At 68.4% G+C, this 17,409-nt stretch carries 9 protein-coding genes; 7 read left to right on the top strand and 2 right to left on the bottom strand.

Going from position 1 to position 17,409, the window contains the following annotated elements; all coding sequences use genetic code 11:
* Window positions 1–86 precede the first annotated feature (86 nt).
* Window positions 87–3,128, top strand: a complete 3,042-nt coding sequence (locus V9K99_RS29240) for a helix-turn-helix transcriptional regulator (protein WP_337005028.1) — start codon at window positions 87–89, stop codon at window positions 3,126–3,128.
* On the opposite strand, the gene V9K99_RS29245 is transcribed toward V9K99_RS29240, so the two are convergent.
* On the bottom strand, window positions 3,100–3,534 hold the full coding sequence (locus V9K99_RS29245) for a YdeI/OmpD-associated family protein (protein WP_337005030.1): 435 nt from the start codon (window positions 3,532–3,534) through the stop codon (window positions 3,100–3,102). The two genes, V9K99_RS29240 and V9K99_RS29245, sit on opposite strands and share 29 nt — an antisense overlap.
* 446 nt (window positions 3,535–3,980) lie before the next feature.
* Here V9K99_RS29245 and V9K99_RS29250 point away from each other — a divergent pair, with 446 nt between their 5' ends.
* From V9K99_RS29250 to V9K99_RS29260, 3 genes are all read left to right on the top strand, one after another.
* On the top strand, window positions 3,981–4,913 hold the full coding sequence (locus V9K99_RS29250) for an ABC transporter ATP-binding protein (protein WP_337005032.1): 933 nt from the start codon (window positions 3,981–3,983) through the stop codon (window positions 4,911–4,913).
* The gene (locus V9K99_RS29255) at window positions 4,910–6,535 is read left to right on the top strand and encodes an ABC transporter permease (protein ID WP_337005034.1); all 1,626 of its coding nucleotides are present in this window, start codon (window positions 4,910–4,912) and stop codon (window positions 6,533–6,535) included. The genes V9K99_RS29250 and V9K99_RS29255 overlap by 4 nt, the downstream gene beginning before the upstream one ends.
* Window positions 6,536–6,674: 139 nt before the next feature.
* Entirely contained in the window at window positions 6,675–7,532 is an 858-nt protein-coding gene (locus tag V9K99_RS29260) for a GNAT family N-acetyltransferase (protein WP_337005036.1), read from the top strand.
* 53 nt (window positions 7,533–7,585) lie between these two features.
* Here V9K99_RS29260 and V9K99_RS29265 read toward each other — a convergent pair whose 3' ends face one another.
* Window positions 7,586–9,784 carry an MMPL family transporter gene (locus V9K99_RS29265; protein ID WP_337005038.1) on the bottom strand — a complete coding sequence of 733 codons (2,199 nt, stop codon included), beginning with the start codon at window positions 9,782–9,784 and terminating at the stop codon, window positions 7,586–7,588.
* Window positions 9,785–9,963: 179 nt separating this feature from the next.
* Between V9K99_RS29265 and V9K99_RS29270 the strand changes: the two genes are divergently transcribed.
* The 3 genes from V9K99_RS29270 to nirB are packed head-to-tail and all read left to right on the top strand — an operon-like array spanning window position 9,964 to window position 17,350.
* Window positions 9,964–11,331, top strand: coding sequence for an MFS transporter (locus V9K99_RS29270; RefSeq protein WP_337005040.1), 1,368 nt, complete (start codon window positions 9,964–9,966; stop codon window positions 11,329–11,331).
* The gene (locus V9K99_RS29275; RefSeq protein ID WP_337005042.1) at window positions 11,328–13,448 is read left to right on the top strand and encodes a molybdopterin oxidoreductase family protein; all 2,121 of its coding nucleotides are present in this window, start codon (window positions 11,328–11,330) and stop codon (window positions 13,446–13,448) included. The genes V9K99_RS29270 and V9K99_RS29275 overlap by 4 nt, the downstream gene beginning before the upstream one ends.
* Window positions 13,445–17,350 (top strand): nitrite reductase large subunit NirB, encoded by a 3,906-nt coding sequence (gene nirB / locus V9K99_RS29280; RefSeq protein WP_337005044.1) that lies wholly within the window; start codon window positions 13,445–13,447, stop codon window positions 17,348–17,350. The genes V9K99_RS29275 and nirB overlap by 4 nt, the downstream gene beginning before the upstream one ends.
* Window positions 17,351–17,409: the final 59 nt, after the last annotated feature.

Consider the following 17,409-nt stretch of genomic DNA (forward strand, 5'->3'; position numbering starts at 1 on the left):
TCCTCGGCCCCCGCACTATGTCCGGACCTTAGCGAATACTGTCGACAACGGCGACCCGACACAGCCGGGCTGGCAGACTGCGGTTCATGAGTGGGGTGACCGTGCTGGTGGCGTCGTACGCCGGGGCCGCGAGCGCTCCCGCGCATGTCCGGCTGGCGGATCTGGCCGGCACGCTGCCGGGAGAGATGCTGGTACGGCGTGATGTCACCGGGCCGGTCGTGGTGTTCGATGATCCGGTCGAGGCGATCGCGGCGGCGCGGGTCTTGCGGGCGGCCGTGGCCGACGCACCGGCGGGGGAGCTGGTGCGGATCGCCGTACACGCAGGCAATGCGACAGGCTCCGCGGTACGGCATGCCGAACAACTACTGGAGATCGCGAACCCGGGCCAAACGTTGCTGACGGCATCAGTGCCGGTGCCGCCGGAAGAGGTGACCGACCTCGGCGTACACCGGCTGCGCGACCTAGGGTCCCCCGAACGCATCTTCGAGCTGACTTCAGCTACAACCCCTGGCGCGGACCTCCGTTCACTGAACACCGTGCCGAACAACCTGCCGGTGATGTTCACCAGCTTTGTCGGCCGCCAGACCCAGTTGGCGGCGCTCAGAACCAAACTATCCGGAAATCGGTTGGTGACGCTGACCGGTCCGGGCGGAAGCGGGAAGACCCGATTGGCCGCGCACGTCGCGGCCCAACTGGCGGAGCGCTGGCCCGACGGTGTCTGGTGGGTCGAACTCGCCGCCGTCACCGAGAGTGCGCAGATTCCCGAGGCGATCGCGGCGTCGGTCGGCGTCCTGGTCGAGTCGGGTGACAGCACTCGGCTGCTGATCGGGCAATTGAGGGCCAAGCGAACGGTGCTCTGCCTGGACAACTGCGAGCAGGTGATCGACGGCGTCGCGGAGTTCGTGCTTGCTCTGCAGACGTCGTGTCCGGAGGTCTCGGTCCTGGCGACGAGCCGGGAGCCGTTGGACGTTCCGGGCGAGGAGGTCTGGCGGGTGCCGTCGCTGGCACCGGATGAGGCGATGACGCTCTTCACCGAGCGGGCCGGATCGGAGTTTCCTGAGTCCGAGCAGGCGATCAGGTCGATCTGCGTCCGCCTCGACGGGATGCCGCTGGCTCTCGAGTTGGCGGCGGCCTGGGTACGCATGTTGACGCCCGAACAGATCGAAGCCGGCCTGGACGATCGCTTCGGCCTGCTCACCCGGAACACCAGAGGAGTGGCCGCGCGACAACAGACCCTCGCCGCATCGATCGACTGGAGTCACGACCTCCTCGACGCGGACGAGCGTCAGGTCTTCCGCCGGCTCGCAGTCTTCGCCGGCGGTTTCACCCTCGACGCAGCACAGTCGGTCTGCGGCACGTCCGCCGTACTGGAGGTTCTTGCGCGGCTTGTCGACAAATCGCTGATTGTCGCCGAGGGTGGGCGGTATCGGCTGCTCGAGACGATTCGCGAGTACGCCGGTCTGCGGTTGGCCGACTCTGGTGACCGGGTGCAGGACCTTCACCTCGACTACTTCCTCACCGCGGCGGAAGCGGCAGAGCCCTTGCTGGACAGGGATCGGGACAAGTGGCGAGCCGTGATCGAGCCGGACCGGGAGAACTACCGGGCGGCGCTCGACTACGGTGTGGCGACGGACCCCGGGCGCGGCCGGCGGTTGGCGGCCGCGCTGCGGTGGCTGTGGAATCTCCGGGCGACCGGGTTCGAGGGGATCGGCTACCTGCGGCGAGCGATCGAGTCCGCGCCGGACGACCGAACGTTGCTCCAGGCCCGTTTGCTGTACGGCTACGCAACCGTCGCCGACACCGTCGATCCGTTCGGGTACGACGCGGCCGGCCGCGGACTGGAGCTCGCCACCGAGCTCGGCGACGACCGGCTGCGTTCGCTCTTCCTCGCGCTGGTTGCTGTTGGCAAGTTCTTCACCGACTTCGGGGAAGCCTGGGAGCTGGCTGCGGAAGGCCGGCGGCTGGCCGAGGGGATCGGGAACGAGCCGGCCCGCGAAGCCAATATCGCCTTACAGTGCGTCCTGCTGGCGCTGTGGGATCGGCACGACGAACTTCGACCGCTGCTCGAGCTGGTCACCGAGGGACTGATCTCCAGCGGCGAACGGGGAATCGCGTCGACCGTGCTCACGGTCTGGTCCGAGAGCCTGGCGTCGACAGGAGACTTGCACAGGGCCGTCGAGGTCGCCGAGCAGGCGCTTGCGGCAGCCGAACCGCTGGCCGACTTCCACCGGGTCGGAGCGGCGCGTGCCCAACTGGCGGCGTTGCTCGTGCGGACCGGCCGGCTCGCTGAGGCACGTGAGCTGATGGCCCCGCTGCTCGAGCTCGCCGAAACAGCTGGTGCCGTGGTGCCGAACCTCGGCCAGGCGATGGGCGTCATCTCGTACTGGAGTGGCGAGTACGACGCTGCCGTCGAGTGGATGGCACGAGACACAGCACCCGACAGTCCACTCGCCCGTACCTTCGCCCCTGCGATGCTGCTGCCTACAGTTGCGGCCGCGCTCCGCGCAGGTGGGCACGAGGCCGAGGCCGCCGAGACCCTGGAACGGGCGGTGGAGCTTGCGCGGCACTACAACCTGCCGAGGATCGTCGCCGACGCGCTCGATCAGCAAGGTCGGTCGCTGATCACCGAGCAGCCGGACCGGGCGGCAGATCTTCTGCACGAGGCGCTGACCATCAGGGTCGATCACGGGCTGCGAACATACCTCGTCGACAGCCTGGAATCCCTTGCCCTGTTGGCGAATCGCACCAACCGCACCGCGGATGCGGCCCGCCTAGCGACCGCGGCTTACGCCGCGCGTTCAGAGATGGTTTACGCCGCTCCACCTGACCTACCGACGTTGCCGAGTACGGATGAGACTCCGCTGACGCTCGACGAGGCCGTCGCGTATGTACGCCGTACCCGAGGAGCACGGGGACGGCCGTCGTCCGGGTGGGCCAGCTTGACGCCGACCGAGAGAGAGGTCGTCGCGCTGGCCGTGGAGGGGCTGAGCAATCCGGAGATCGGTGAGCGGCTGTACATGAGCCGCGGCACGGTGAAGACACATCTCGCCCACGTCTACGCCAAGCTAGGTGTCGCCAACCGCACCGAGCTGGCCTCACTCAAGCAAGCATCTCCAGAGCCTTCGTGATCCGGCGGGCCCGGGTCTCCGGCTTCTTGGCGTCGTTGATCGCGTTCACGTGCTCGCGCCGGTGGCTGTAACTCAGCGCGTCGAACGCCTTCCGCAGCCCAGCCTCCTCGAGCGCCGCAGCGAAATCTGCCGGCACCTCCACCGTCCGCTCAGCCGCGTCCCGCTCAACCGTCACAGTGACCGAATCCCCATCACCCTTACCCAGCTGACCCCGGATGCTCTTCAGCAACCCCAGCGCCATACACCCGCCCATCGACGCGATCGACCCGCGATACGCCACCCCGTCAAAGGTAGCCTGCACCGGAATCCGCCCACCCCCACCAAGCGCCGCGACCACCTCCCCCGGCACCTCAACCCAGGCACCCCCGCCGTCGTTCACCACGATGGTCCCCTCGAACGTCGCCATAGGTGAAGGATAGGAATGGAGGACGGAGATTGATATTGCCCAGCCGGCACGACCGCCGAGGAACTGCACGGGTGATCGTCCGCCGTCCCCGCGAGTGAGATTGCCGAAATGGGAGATCGTCGTGACGTGTGCAATTCCCGTGCAGGTGGATCACTGGGAGGACTGCGTGGAGCTCTCGACGGCGTACGCCGGTCCGAGCCACCGAGATGTTGATGGCGCCAATACCAGGTGTGGTCTCTCAAGCGGCAAGCCCGAGTCGGGCCAAGTCAGTGCACACCTGCCCAGTTGATCAGGGCGAATGTGGCGGCGCACGACCTGGATGGCAATCGGGACGTTGGGCAGGTTCTCGGTGGACCTTCGGCCCTGCTCGTCCTTGTACAGCCGCGATGTGGTGGTGCTGAGGGGTCTGTTCCACATGGAACCAAGACCCGGAGGGAGTGGTCTCAATGACGACTGCCATAGCGGTCTCCGGACTGGTGAAGGACTTCGGTCCCAGGACCCGGGCCCTCGACCGTCTCGACCTGCAGGTCGAGACAGGAGAGGTGCACGGATTCCTTGGGCCGAATGGTGCCGGGAAGACGACCACCATCCGCGTTCTGCTCGGGTTGCTGCGCGCCGACGACGGGCACGTCACCCTCCTCGGTGGTGACCCTTGGCGCGACTCGGTGGGGTTGCACCGACGTCTTGCCTACGTCCCTGGTGAGGTGAACCTGTGGCCCAACCTCACCGGCGGCGAGGTGATCGATGTGCTGGGCGACTTGCGGGGCGGGCTGGACTCGTCTCGCCGCGACGAACTGCTCGAGCGCTTCCAGCTCGATCCGACCAAGAAGATTCGCTCCTACTCCAAGGGCAACCGGCAGAAGGTCGCACTTGTGGCGGCGTTCTCGTCCGACGTGGAGCTCTACCTGTTGGACGAGCCCACCTCTGGGCTCGACCCGCTGATGGAGGCGGTGTTCCAGGACTTGGTCCAGGAGTTGCGTGCCGACGGACGGAGCGTTCTGCTCTCCAGCCACATCCTGTCCGAGGTGGAAGCGCTGTGCGACCGGGTCACAATCATCCGGGCGGGCCGGGCTGCCGAGAGCGGCACCTTCGACGACCTGCGTCACCTCACCCGCACATCCGTGGTGGTCGACACCGCCAAGCCGTTGGAGTCTGTGGCGCTGTGGCCCGGCGTGCACGACGCTCGGGTGCACGACCGCCACGCAGAGCTCAGCGTCGACCCGGGCGAGCTGAACCACGTGCTCGCGCACCTGGTCGACCTCGAGGTGCGGTCGATGATCACGTCGCCGCCGACGCTCGAGGAACTGTTCATGCGGCACTACGGCGACGACATCGGCGTAGCTGCCCGGGATGCTGCCGAGGTGGTGACGGCGCGATGAGCGGCTTCACTGGCACGATGCGGCTGGTTCGCCTCGCGCTGCGGCGTGACCGGATCACCCTGCCCGCGTGGATCCTGGGTATGGCTGGGTTCCTGGCCGCGACGACGGCCATGTTCGAGGACAGCTACGCGAAGCACCCCCAACTCCTGGAGCCGGACACCCGGATCGTGGTCGAGAATCCCGGCATGCGGGTGCTGGGCCTGGTGACGGGCTCGAGTGTCGGGGGTTACACCTTGCACCGGGATGCTCTCACCTTGGCCGTGCTCGCGGCGATGATGAGCGTGCTTGCAGTTGTCCGGCACACACGTCAGTCCGAGGAGCTCGGGCGTGAGGAGATGCTGGGCGCCGGCGTGGTCGGCCGCTACGCCTCCCTGGCCGCGGCCGTCCTCGTTGCGCTTGCTGCGAACGTGGTGCTGGCGGGCCTGCTCGGGCTCGGCATGGTGGTCGCTGGGCAGCCGGCGGCCGGGTCTCTGGTCGCCGGCGCGTCGGTTGCCTTGGCGGGCGTCGCCTTCACCGGCGTCGCCGCCGTGACGTCACAGCTGTCGTCGACCGCGCGCGGAGCGATCGGTCTTGCCGGCGCGGGCCTCGGCGTCTCCTTCATGCTTGCGGCTCTGGGCAACATGCTCGGGACGGTCGACTCCGCAGCGCTCCGGGTCACGAGCGCCTGGCCGGCCTGGCTCTCGCCAATCGGCTGGGGGCAGCAGATGCGGCCGTTCGCGGACAATTCCTGGTGGCCGTTGGGCCTCGCCGTGCTGGTCATGGCCTCGCTTTGCTCGTTGGCTGTCATCCTCGTCGGCAAACGCGACGTAGGTCGGGGGATGTGGCCCGAGCGCCGGGGTGCCGCCCACGCGAGCCCGGCCCTGCTGAGCTCGGCCGGCCTTGTTTGGCGGCTACAGCGTGGAGCGCTGCTGGGCTGGGTGATGGGCCTGCTCGGGTTCGGCCTGGTGTTCGGGGGGCTGAGCGACCAGATCGGCGGCCTCGAGGGGGAGGCGACCGAGTGGTACGCCACCTTCGGCGGTGACGTCGACCTGCTCGGCGCGTATTGGACCTCGATGATGCAGATGGCCGGAATGGCCGTGGCGATCTACGTGGTCACACTCCTGCTTCGACTGCACCACGACGAGGCGCAGGGGACGCTCGAGCCGGTGCTCGGCACCGCGGTTTCGCGACTTCGCTGGCTGGGGGCGTACGCCGTCAACGCGCTGATCGGGGCCGTGTTGCTGCTCCTGGTCTTCGCCGTGGCGATGGCCATCACCGGTGGTCAGGTGCTCGGCGGCACCGGATCGCTGCTACGTGACCTGATCGGCGCTGCACTTCTCCAGCTTCCTGCCATCGGTGTCCTGGGTGCCGCGGTCGTCACCGTGATCATGTTGCTACCGCGATGGTCGGTCGGTCTGTCCTGGGCATTCGTGGTTGGTTCGATCTTCGTCGGGCCGATGTTCGGCCCCTCCCTGGGGTTGCCGACATGGCTACTGGACCTGTCACCCTTCACGCACGTGCCCAACGCACCGGCCGTTGATCCCACCATCGGACCGATCTTGGGTCTGTGCCTCGCCTGTGGCCTGCTAGCAGCCACGGCAGTCCTGTTGCTGCGCCGCAGGAACCTCACCCTCCCGGCGTGACCGGCGCGTGGGGCCCGGCGCGGTCTTACGGCTCGGTGACCGAGCCTTCAACGAGTGGGCATCGAACGCCGTCTGCGTGGCAGCGTGGACACATGATGATTCGCCTGTCCGACGGAGACCGCGACCTGTCCGGACCGTCATGAACACCGACCGATCAGCCCTGTTCTGTGATGCCGACCTGGCCGAGCGGATCGAGCGGGTCGAGACCCAGCTCATCGAAGCCGCGGCCCGTGCCGCTCACCGGCGCCTCGCCGACGGGCGGGGTTTCGTGATCCCGGTCGCAGGTGGTCTCGCGAGCTTCGCCGATGACGACTCGCCGTTCAACAAGGTCGTAGGGCTCGGCTTCGGCGGAGTGCCGACCGCTGACGAGCTCGACGAGATCGAGCACAGGTACGCCGCCCTCGGTGCACCCGTGCAGGTCGAACTGCCGCACCTCGCCGACCCACACATCGGCACGGTCCTCAACCGGCGCGGATACGAGCTGGAGTCGTTCGAGAATGTGCTCGGCATCGCCGTCGACGAGCAGCATGATGTGCTTCTGCCCGACGCGATCGAGATCCGGCGCAGCGGTGACGACGAGTTGGACAGCTGGCTGGAAATGATGGCCGACGCCGTCGGCGTACCTGACACCCAAGGCGTCCCATGGCGTGAGCACTTCCCACGCGACGCCTACATCGAGGCAGAACGGGACGCCGCAGCGGCTGACATCACCCGTTACGTCGCCTTGCTGAACGGAAAAGCCGCCGGCGGCGCCGGACTACGAATCGCAGAAGGCATCGCTCAGTTCGCCGGCGCCGCCACGCTCCCCGCACACCGGCGCCACGGCATCCAATCCGCACTCCTCTCCACTCGCCTCGCCGACGCCGCGTCGACCGGCTGCGACATCGGCGTCATCACCACCCAACCGGCGTCCAAGTCCCAACAAAACGCCCAACGCAGCGGCTTCGGACTCCTCTACACCCGAGCCGTCCTCGTCAAACACCCCGGACTGTCCTGACCACCCCACCGAAATCGCCACTGCACTGACCGGGGGCACGCTGACCGGCTGCCTTACTTCTCTTGGTTGGCCAGCCTGCTGGGCCACCAGACCTTCTTGTTGAGGTCGTAGGCGAGGGCGGGGACGAGGAGGGAGCGGACGACGGTGGTGTCGAGGAGGACGCCGAAGGCGACCATGAAGGCGATTTGGACCAGGAAGAGGATCGGGAGTACGGCGAGGGCGGAGAAGGTGGCGGCGAGGACGACGCCGGCTGAGGTGATGACGCCGCCGGTGACCGCCAGGCCGACCAGGATGCCCGGTCTGGTGCCCTGTTCGCGCGACTCCTCCCGGACCCGGGTCATCAGGAAGATCGAGTAATCGATGCCTAGGGCAACGAGGAAGACGAAGGCGTAGAGCGGGATACTCGGGTCCGCGCCGGGGAAGCCGAACACGTGGTTGAACGCCAGCGCGCTGACCCCGACGGTGGCGCCGAACGAGATCACGTTCGCGACCACCAGCAGGACGGCCGCCACGATCGAGCGCAGCAACAGCATCAGGACGAGGAAGATCACCGCCAGGATGGCCGGGATGATCACCCGCAGGTCGCGCTCGCTCGCATCGAGCACGTCCAGGTTGATCGCGGTGTTGCCGCCGACCAGGATGTCCGGGCTGACCTTGTCGAGTTCGGTTCGCAGGTGTTCGACCACCTTGGTCGCCTCCGGCGAGTCGGCCCGCACCTCCAGCGTCGCCTGGACCAGGACCTTGCCGTCGACAACCTTCGGCGGTACGCCGGGTGCCACCGAGGCGGACGCCGTACCGACGCCGTCGACCTGTGACGCGGTCTGGATCACCTGGTCGGCCTGGGCGACCGGGGTCAGGATCTGGACCGGCGTACCGGCGCCGGCGTCGAAGTGCTTGGCGAGCTCAGCCTGGCCGATGACCGACTCGGGCTTGTCGAGGAACAGGTCCTCCTGTGAGATCCCGCTGGCCTTGAACGTCGGCAGGAACGCGGCACAGGCCAGTAGTGCGAGTGCGGTGATCGCCCAGACCTTGCGCGGACTGCGACCGACCAGGCCGGACACTCGTCCCCAGAGGCGACGGCCGCCGACCTGGTCGCGGGCGTGCACGTGGTCGACGTGCGGGATCGACGGCCAGAAGATCCGCCGGCCGAAGGCAAGCAGGATCGCCGGCAGAAAGCTCATCGAGGCGACCAGCGCGCCGGCGATACCGATCGCGCCGACCGGACCGAGGCCCTTCGTACTCCCCAACTCCGACAACAACAGACAGAGCAGACCGAGGATGACGGTCGCCGCGCTGGCCGCGATCGGCTCGATCGACGCCCGCCACGCGATCCGCATCGCCTCGTACTTGCTGGTGTAGTCGTGCAGCTCCTCCTTGTAGCGGGAGACGAGCAGCAGCGAATAGTCGGTCGCGGCCCCGACGACGAGGATGAACAGGATGCCCTGACTCTGCCCGTTCAGTTCGAGTACGCCGTTCTTGGCCAGCGGATACACCACCAGCGCGGCGAGGGCGAGACCGAAGACAGCGGTCAGCAGTACAGCGATCGGCAGAACCGGGCTGCGATAGACGATCAGCAGGATCACGAACACCACCGCGAGGGCGACCCCGAGCAGGATTCCGTCGATGCCGCCGAAGGCCACCACGAAGTCCGCGAACACGCCGCCCGGACCGGTCACGTAGACCTTGAGACCAGTTGGTGTGAGGTCTTGTTTGATCTCGGTCCGCATGCTGTCGGCGACGGCGTACAGCACCGTTTCGCCCTCTTTGACCACTTCGTCGGCGCGGTCTCCGTCCAGCTCGACAGTGAGTAACAGGGCCTTCTTGTCCGCCGACGGGATCACCGTCTTCGCGGGTGCGGCGAGGTACTCATCGATCGTTGTGCCGTTGCCGAGCTCCAGCGTCGGCACCTTGGCGAGGAACTCGTTGGCCTTCGCCAGGTCGGCCGGAGTGAGACCGGCGTCACGCTCGATCAGGACGAAGTACGGCAGCGCCTTCGAGTCGACGAACTTCGCGGACTCGTTACTGACCAGCGTGGATTCGGCTTGTTTCGGTAGGAAATTGGCGTTGTCGTTCTCCTGGACCTCACTCAACCGCCCGACTGTCGGGCCGCCCAGCGACCCCAGCACCAGCCAGGCGATCAGTACGGCGGCGATTCCCGCCCGCCAGGCCCAGCGTCCACCAGACCGCCCGCCCCGGCCTGCGTCCCCAGTCTCCAGACCTGCCTGCTCAGTGGTCTGCTCAGTCTGTTTCAACGTTGTCCCCTCGCCGTCGGTACCCGGCACAGTACCCAGCGGCCGGGCTTCTTCTCTCACCACCCGGCGACGGGTGTGCGGGAGCCGTTTCGGCGGCGTAACAACAAGATGACTACTCGGAAACACCCCGGTCATAGCGTCCTGGCCTAATCAGTGAGGTCGGATGATCGGAGATTGCGATGACGCTCGAGGCAGGACCAGACGTCGTCACCACGCGCGACGGCAGTGGTGCGGTGGGGACGGTTGAGGCGCCGCGGCGCGGCCGCTGGATCGATGTCTGGGACCCGGAGGACGCCACATTCTGGGCCGAGAAGGGCCGCAAAGTCGCGCGCCGCAACCTTTGGCCGTCCATCTTCGCCGAGTTCCTCGGCTTCTCCGTCTGGCAGCTGTGGAGCATCGTGGTCGTCTCGATGCCGAGGGCCGGCTTCGACTACACCACGAACCAGCTGTTCTGGCTGATCGCGCTGCCGAGCCTGGTCGGCGCGACGCTGCGGCTGCCCTACACCTTCGCGGTGCCGAAGTTCGGCGGCCGGAACTGGACCATCGTGTCCGCGTTGCTGCTGCTGATCCCCACCATCGGGCTGTCCTACTTCATCACCCAGCCGGACACACCGTTCGTGCTGATGGCGCTGGTCGCGGCCACCGCGGGTGTCGGCGGCGGCAACTTCGCCAGCAGCATGACGAACATCTCGTTCTTCTACCCGGAGAAGGAGAAGGGCTTCGCGCTCGGCATCAACGCGGCCGGTGGCAACCTCGGCGTCGCGGTCGTCCAGCTGGTGGTGCCGGTGGTGATCGTCCTCGGTGCCGGCCTGTCCCTGAACCGGGCCGGTCTGCTCTGGATCCCGCTGATCCTGCTGGCCGCCTTCCTGGCCTGGAAGCTGATGGACAACCTGTCCGCCGCGACCTCGTCGTTCAAGGCGTCGATCGCGGCGGCGAAGCGGCCGCACACCTGGATCATCTCGTTCCTCTACATCGGCACCTTCGGCTCGTTCATCGGGTTCGGTGCGGCCTTCCCGCTGCTGATCAAGACCAGCTTCCCCGAGATCACGGTGTCCCACGTCGCCTTCCTCGGTGCCCTGGTCGGGTCGGTCGCGCGGCCATTCGGCGGCAAGCTGTCCGACAAGCTCGGTGGCGCCTGGGTGACGGTCGCCGCCTTCGTGGTGATGGGTCTGGGCATCCTGTCCGCGATCGTGTCGCTGAACGCGGGCAGCTTCCCCGCGTTCCTGATCAGCTTCCTGGTCCTGTTCGTCGCCAGCGGTGCCGGCAACGGGTCGACGTACCGGATGATCCCCGCGGTGTTCCGGCTGACCACGCCGGACGACCTGGGCCGGGCCAAGCGCGAGGCGGCGGCCTGCATCGGGATCGCCTCCGCGATCGGCGCGTACGGCGGCTTCCTGGTTCCCCGCGGGTTCGCGGTGTCGACCAGTAGCTTCGGCTCGCTGATCCCGGCGCTGTACGTGTTCTGCGGCTTCTACGTGATCTGCCTGGCGGTGACCTACTTCTGCTACCTCCGCAAGGGTGGCCCGCTCAGCCGGGAGCGCGTGTGACGGGAATTCCCTCCCATTGCCCGTACTGCGCTCTGCAGTGCGCCACCTCCCTGCACCCGGTCGACCGGCCGGGTGCAGTGGAGGTGTCGCCTCGAGACTTCCCGACCAACAAGGGTGGGTTGTGCCGGAAGGGCTGGACGGCGGCTGAGGTGCTGACCGTGCCGGACCGGCTCACCAAGCCGCTGGTCCGGGACGCGGCCGGCAACCTGGTGGAGACGAGTTGGGACGAGGCACTCGACTTCGTCGCCGACCGGATCCGGTCGCTGCAGGCCGCGCACGGCAACGACGCGATCGCCGTCTTCGGCGGCGGTGGGCTCACCAACGAGAAGGCGTACGCGCTGGGCAAGTTCGCCCGGGTGGCGCTCAAGACCGCGAACGTGGACTACAACGGCCGGTTCTGCATGTCGTCCGCGGCGGCCGCGACGAACCGCGCCTTCGGGATCGACCGAGGGCTGCCGTTCCCGCTGGCCGACGTGGCCGGTGCCGGTGCTGTCCTGCTGGTCGGCAGCAACATCGCCGAGACGATGCCGCCGGCGGTCTCACACCTCCAAGCCGTACGGGACTCGGGTGGGCTTCTGGTCGTCGACCCGCGCCGTACGGCGACCGCCACGCTGACCGAGGACGGTGCCGGCATCCACCTGCAGGCGACGCCGGGGACCGATCTGGCCCTGGTGCTCGCGATGACCCACGTCGTACTGCAGGAGGGCCTGGCCGACACGGCGTACCTGAGCGAGCGGACCGACGACCCGGACGCGCTGTTCCGCTCGACCGCTTCCTGGTGGCCCGAGCGGGCGGAACGCGTGACCGGTGTACCGGCCACGACGATCCGGCGAGCAGCGCGGGCGCTGGCTGCCGCGGCACCCGTGCACGGGGGCGCCGGAGCGTTCATCCTGACCGGTCGCGGTGCTGAGCAGCACAGCAAGGGCACTGACACCGTGACGGCCTGCATCAACCTGGCACTCGCGTTGGGACTGCCCGGTCGCCCCAGCAGCGGCTACGGCTGCATCACTGGTCAGGGCAACGGGCAGGGCGGCCGGGAGCACGGTCAGAAGGCTGACCAGCTTCCTGGTTACCGCAGCATCTCCGACCCGGCGGCACGGGCCTACGTGGCTGGTGTCTGGGGTGTGGACCCGGACGACCTGCCAGGCCCGGGCAAGAGTGCAGTCGAGCTCATCAACTCCCTTGGTACGACGGGTGGCCCGAAGGCACTGTTGGTCCACGGCAGCAACCTGCTCGTGTCGGCGCCGCGACTGGCGTCGGTGCGGGAGCGCCTTGCCTCACTGGATCTGCTGGTGGTGGCGGACGTCGTACCGTCCGAGACCGCTCTGCTGGCGGACGTCGTCTTCCCGGTCACGCAGTGGGCCGAGGAGGAGGGCACGATGACCTCGCTCGAGGGCCGGGTCATCCGGCGCCGGGCAGCCATCACACCGCCAGGTGATGTGCGCAGTGACCTGGCGATCTTCGCGGGTCTGGCCGACCGCCTTGGGAGCGTGCCTTTCTCGACCGACCCGGCTGAGGTGTTCGAGGAGTTGCGGCTTGCCAGCAAGGGCGGCAAGGCCGACTACTCGGGCATCACCTGGGACCGGATCGATGCGGGCGAGGCGCTCTTCTGGCCGGTGCCCTCCGAAGACCACCCCGGTACGCCGCGGCTGTTCGCGGACTCGTTCAGTACGCCGGACGGCCGCGCACACGTGGTCCCGGTTGATCACCGCCCGGTCGCCGACGACCTGAACGCCGGAGCGCCGATTTACCTGATCACCGGCCGGCTGCTGCAGCACTACCAGAGCGGCGCTCAGACGCGCCGGGTGGTGGAGTTGCACGAGGCCGAGCCGGAGGTGTTCGCCGAGATCCACCCGCGGGTGGCCACTCAGCTGGGGATCTCCGACGGGCGCCCGATCCGGTTGCGGACCGCGCGCGGTTCGATGGTCCTTCCGGCCCGGGTGACGGCCGACGTCCGTCCGGACACGGTCTTCGTGCCGTTCCACTACGGCGGCGCCGGCGCGGTCAACGAGCTCACCAACGACGCTCTCGACCCGGTGTCCCGGATGCCCGAGTTCAAGGCCTGTGCCGTCGAAGTCACAGCCGCCAGCCTTCCGGCGACTGGAGTTCCGGCATGAACGAACGAGTGGTGATCGTCGGGGGTGGCATGGCCGGTCGACGGCTGGCCTCGCTGCTTCCGTCGTACGACGTGACCGTCCTCGGCGACGAGGGGTCGTACAACCGTGGCCGGCTGACCGAGTACGTCGCCGGTCGTGCGGCCGAGCCGGTCGTCGGTGCCGAGCCGCGGGCGACCGCGGCCCGGGTGGACCGGGCCCGTCGGGTGGTCACCGATGTCGAGGGCCGCGAGTGGGCGTACGACCGGCTGGTGCTCGCGACGGGAGCGACGCCGATCGTTCCGAAGGGCGTCGCCGACGCGCCAGGGATCCGCACGCTGCGGTCCGCGGAGGACGCACGGACGATCGTCGAGGAAGCTTCGCGAGTACGTCGCGCGGTCGTCCTCGGCGGTGGTGTGCTCGGTGTCGAGACGGCGTGCGCACTGCGCGAGCGCGGTGTCGCGGTGACGCTGGTCCACGACGGCGAAGCCCTGCTGGACAAGACGATCCGGCTCACCGCGGGCCGCCGGATCACCCGGGCGGTGCGTGAGCTCGGTGTCGAGGTGCTGCTCAACACGACCCTCGAGGGCACCGATCTGCGCGACGAGCGGTTCCGGGCGTTGCGGTTGCGCGGCGGCCGGCAGGTGTTCGGTGAGCTGCTCGTCGTCGCCTGTGGTGTGAAGCCCAACACCAACCTCGCCGCCGGCTTGACGGTCCGGACCGGCATCGTCGTCGATCAGACGTTCACCAGCCCGGACGACCCGCGCGTGCATGCGATCGGGGACTGCGCCGAGATCGACGGCCGGGTCACCGGCACGGTCGCGTCGGCGTGGGCCCAGGCCGAGGCACTGGCACAGCAGTTGCTGGGCACGCCGGCCGACGTACCGGACAACGAGGTGGTCCGGATGACGTCGGGTGGGCTGGATCTGCTTGTCCTCGGCGACAAGGAGGACGAGGGCGAAGTGGTACGGCTCGAAGACGGTGAGCGGTACGTCCGCGCCGTACTGCGGGACGGCATCGTGCGATCGGCCGTTGCGGTCGGTGCGCCCGAGGTGGCCGCGGAGCTGGTGCTGCTGGCGGACCGGGGTACGCCGGTCGCGGCCGAAGGATTGCTGGCGACTCCCGACGTACCGACGAAGAAGGTGGCCACCGTCTGCAGGTGCAACGGGGTCACCAGGGCCGCACTCGAGGCGGCCTGGCGTGGAGGTGCCGACAGCGTCGCCGGCATCGCCGCGAAGACGCGGGCGACGACCGGGTGCGGCAGTTGCACCGGCGCCGTCGGCGATCTGCTCGACCGCTTCCGCCGCGGCGAGACCGAACCAGTACCAACCAGGAGGGCGACGATGACAGAGCTGAACAAGGCCCGGCACGTAGTGGTGGTGGGCGGAGGAATGGTCGCTCACCGGTTGGTCGAGGCACTGCGTTCCCGCGACACCGAGATCCAATGGCGGATCACCGTGCTGGCCGAGGAACCGCGGCTCCCGTACGACCGGGTGGCGCTGACCAGCTACTTCTCCGGCCGCGACCCGCACGACCTCGCGCTGGGCGACCCGGAGCTCTGGGACGACCCCGCCGTGACCCTGCGCAAGGGCGTGCAGGTCACCTCGTTCGACAAGGACGCGAAGGTCGTGACGACCTCGCGTGGCGAGCAGATCGAGTACGACGAACTGGTCCTGGCGACAGGCTCGTCGGCCTTCGTGCCGCCGGTGAAGAACAACGACGCGCAGGGCTGTTTCGTCTACCGCACGGTCGACGACGTGGCCGCGCTCCGCGTGTACGTCGAGCGGCTGAAGTCGGAAGGCAAGGACGTCAGCGGCGTCGTGGTCGGTGGTGGTCTGCTCGGTCTCGAGGCAGCTGGTGCGCTCCGAGCCCTCGGTGCGGCGACCAAGGTGGTCGAGTTCGCTCCGCGGCTGATGCCGCTGCAGGTCGACGAGGGCGGCGGCGCGGCGCTGGCCCGGCTGATCGAAGGACTCGACGTCGAGGTGATGGTGTCGACCCAGTGCACCCGGGTCAAGCTCACCTCGCAGGGTGCCGCTCGTGCGATGGCGCTCGCCGAGGGCCCCGATCTGCCCGCCGACGTGGTGGTGTTCGCGACCGGTGTCCGGCCGCGGGACGAGCTCGCCCGGGAAGCCGGTCTGGCGCTCGGTGAGCGCGGTGGTGTAGTGGTCGACGAGGCTTGCCGGACCTCGGTGCCGGGTGTCTGGGCGATCGGTGAGGTCGCTTGTATCGAAGGCCGCGTCTGGGGTTTGGTTGCCCCCGGCTACACGATGGCCGAGATCGTCGCCGACCGGCTGCTCGGTGGCGAGGCGACGTTCCCGGGTGCGGACACCTCGACGAAGCTGAAGCTGCTCGGTGTCGACGTGGCCAGCTTCGGCGATGCCTTCGGTACGTCGGAAGGCGCGCTGGACATCGTCTACGCCGACCCGATCGCAGGCGTTTACAAGAAGCTCGTGCTGTCCGATGACGCGCGGACATTGCTCGGCGGCATCCTGGTCGGCGATGCGTCGGCGTACTCGGGACTTCGCCCGATGGTCGGCCGCGAGCTCGGCGCGGACCCGGCGGCGTTCCTGCTGCCCGAGGGTGCCGGGCCGGTCAAGCTCGAGCTGCCGGACGACGCGCCGGTCTGCTCCTGCAACAACGTGTCGGCCGGGACGATCCGGTGCGCCGTTCGCGACGAAGGCTGCACCGACATCAAGTCGGTGTGCGGCAAGACCAAGGCCGGAACCAGCTGTGGCTCCTGCCTGCCGATCGTGAAGAACCTGATGAACACCGAGCTGACCAAGGCCGGTGTCGAGGTCAGCAAGGCTCTGTGCGAGCACTTCGCGCTGTCCCGGGCCGAGCTGTTCGACGTGGTCCGGGTGACCGAGCTGCGCACGTTCAGCGAGATCGTCGAGCGGCACGGCACCGGCCGCGGCTGCGACATCTGCAAGCCGGTGGTCGCGTCCATCCTGGCCAGCCTCGACCCGGCCGGTCACGTGCTCGAAGGCGAGCGGGCGACGCTGCAGGACACCAACGACCACGTGATGGCCAACATGCAGAAGGACGGCACGTACTCCGTCGTGCCGCGGATCCCGGGTGGCGAGATCACCCCGGAGGGCCTGATCACGATCGGCGAGGTGGCCCGCGACTTCGGCCTCTACACCAAGATCACCGGCGGCCAGCGGGTCGACCTGTTCGGCGCCCGGATCGAGCAGCTGCCGGCGATCTGGAAGCGGCTGGTCGACGCCGGCTTCGAGTCCGGGCACGCGTACGGCAAGGCGCTGCGGACGGTGAAGTCGTGTGTCGGCTCCACCTGGTGCCGGTACGGCGTACAGGACTCGGTCGGGATGGCGATCGCGCTGGAGCTGCGGTACCGCGGGCTGCGGTCGCCGCACAAGCTCAAGCTCGGTGTGTCCGGTTGCGCCCGGGAGTGCGCGGAGGCGCGCGGCAAGGACGTCGGCGTGATCGCGACCGAGAAGGGCTGGAACCTGTACGTCGGCGGCAACGGCGGGATGACGCCGCGGCACGCCGAACTGCTCGCCTCGGACCTCAGCGACGAGGAGCTGTTCCAGGCGATCGACCGGTTCCTGATGTACTACGTCCGCACCGGCGACCGGCTGCAGCGGACCTCGGTCTGGATCAACGAGATCCAGGGCGGCCTGGACCACGTCCGCGACGTCGTCCTGAACGACAGCCTCGGCATCGCCGCCGACCTGGACGCCGCGATGGCCAAGCACGTCGACGCCTACGTCGACGAGTGGCGCGCGACCTTGAACGACCCCGACAAGCTGTCCCGGTTCGTCTCCTTCGTGAACGCCCCGGACCAGCCCGACGCCGACCTGCGGTACGTGGTCGAGCGCAACCAGCCGCGGCCGGCCACCCCGGCGGAACGCGGACAGTTGGAGCCGGTGCTGCTGGCCGGCCCCCGATTGGAGGTACGCCAGTGAAGGAGCGAAGCGAGTTCACAATCAAGTACAGCGTGCTTCGTGCCTCATCCGCGCCCGGA

Source organism: Kribbella sp. CCNWLW201 (assembly GCF_037203805.1).
Lineage (GTDB): Bacteria > Actinomycetota > Actinomycetes > Propionibacteriales > Kribbellaceae > Kribbella.

Bases quoted from the DNA above. Each gene is read 5' to 3' on its own strand.
- V9K99_RS29240 (WP_337005028.1), top strand. From the start codon at position 87: ATGAGTGGGGTGACCGTGCTGGTGGCGTCGTACGCCGGGGCCGCGAGC.
- V9K99_RS29270 (WP_337005040.1), top strand. From the start codon at position 9,964: ATGACGCTCGAGGCAGGACCAGACGTCGTCACCACGCGCGACGGCAGT.
- V9K99_RS29245 (WP_337005030.1), bottom strand. From the start codon at position 3,534: ATGGCGACGTTCGAGGGGACCATCGTGGTGAACGACGGCGGGGGTGCC.
- V9K99_RS29250 (WP_337005032.1), top strand. From the start codon at position 3,981: ATGACGACTGCCATAGCGGTCTCCGGACTGGTGAAGGACTTCGGTCCC.
- V9K99_RS29255 (WP_337005034.1), top strand. From the start codon at position 4,910: ATGAGCGGCTTCACTGGCACGATGCGGCTGGTTCGCCTCGCGCTGCGG.
- V9K99_RS29260 (WP_337005036.1), top strand. From the start codon at position 6,675: ATGAACACCGACCGATCAGCCCTGTTCTGTGATGCCGACCTGGCCGAG.
- nirB (WP_337005044.1), top strand. From the start codon at position 13,445: ATGAACGAACGAGTGGTGATCGTCGGGGGTGGCATGGCCGGTCGACGG.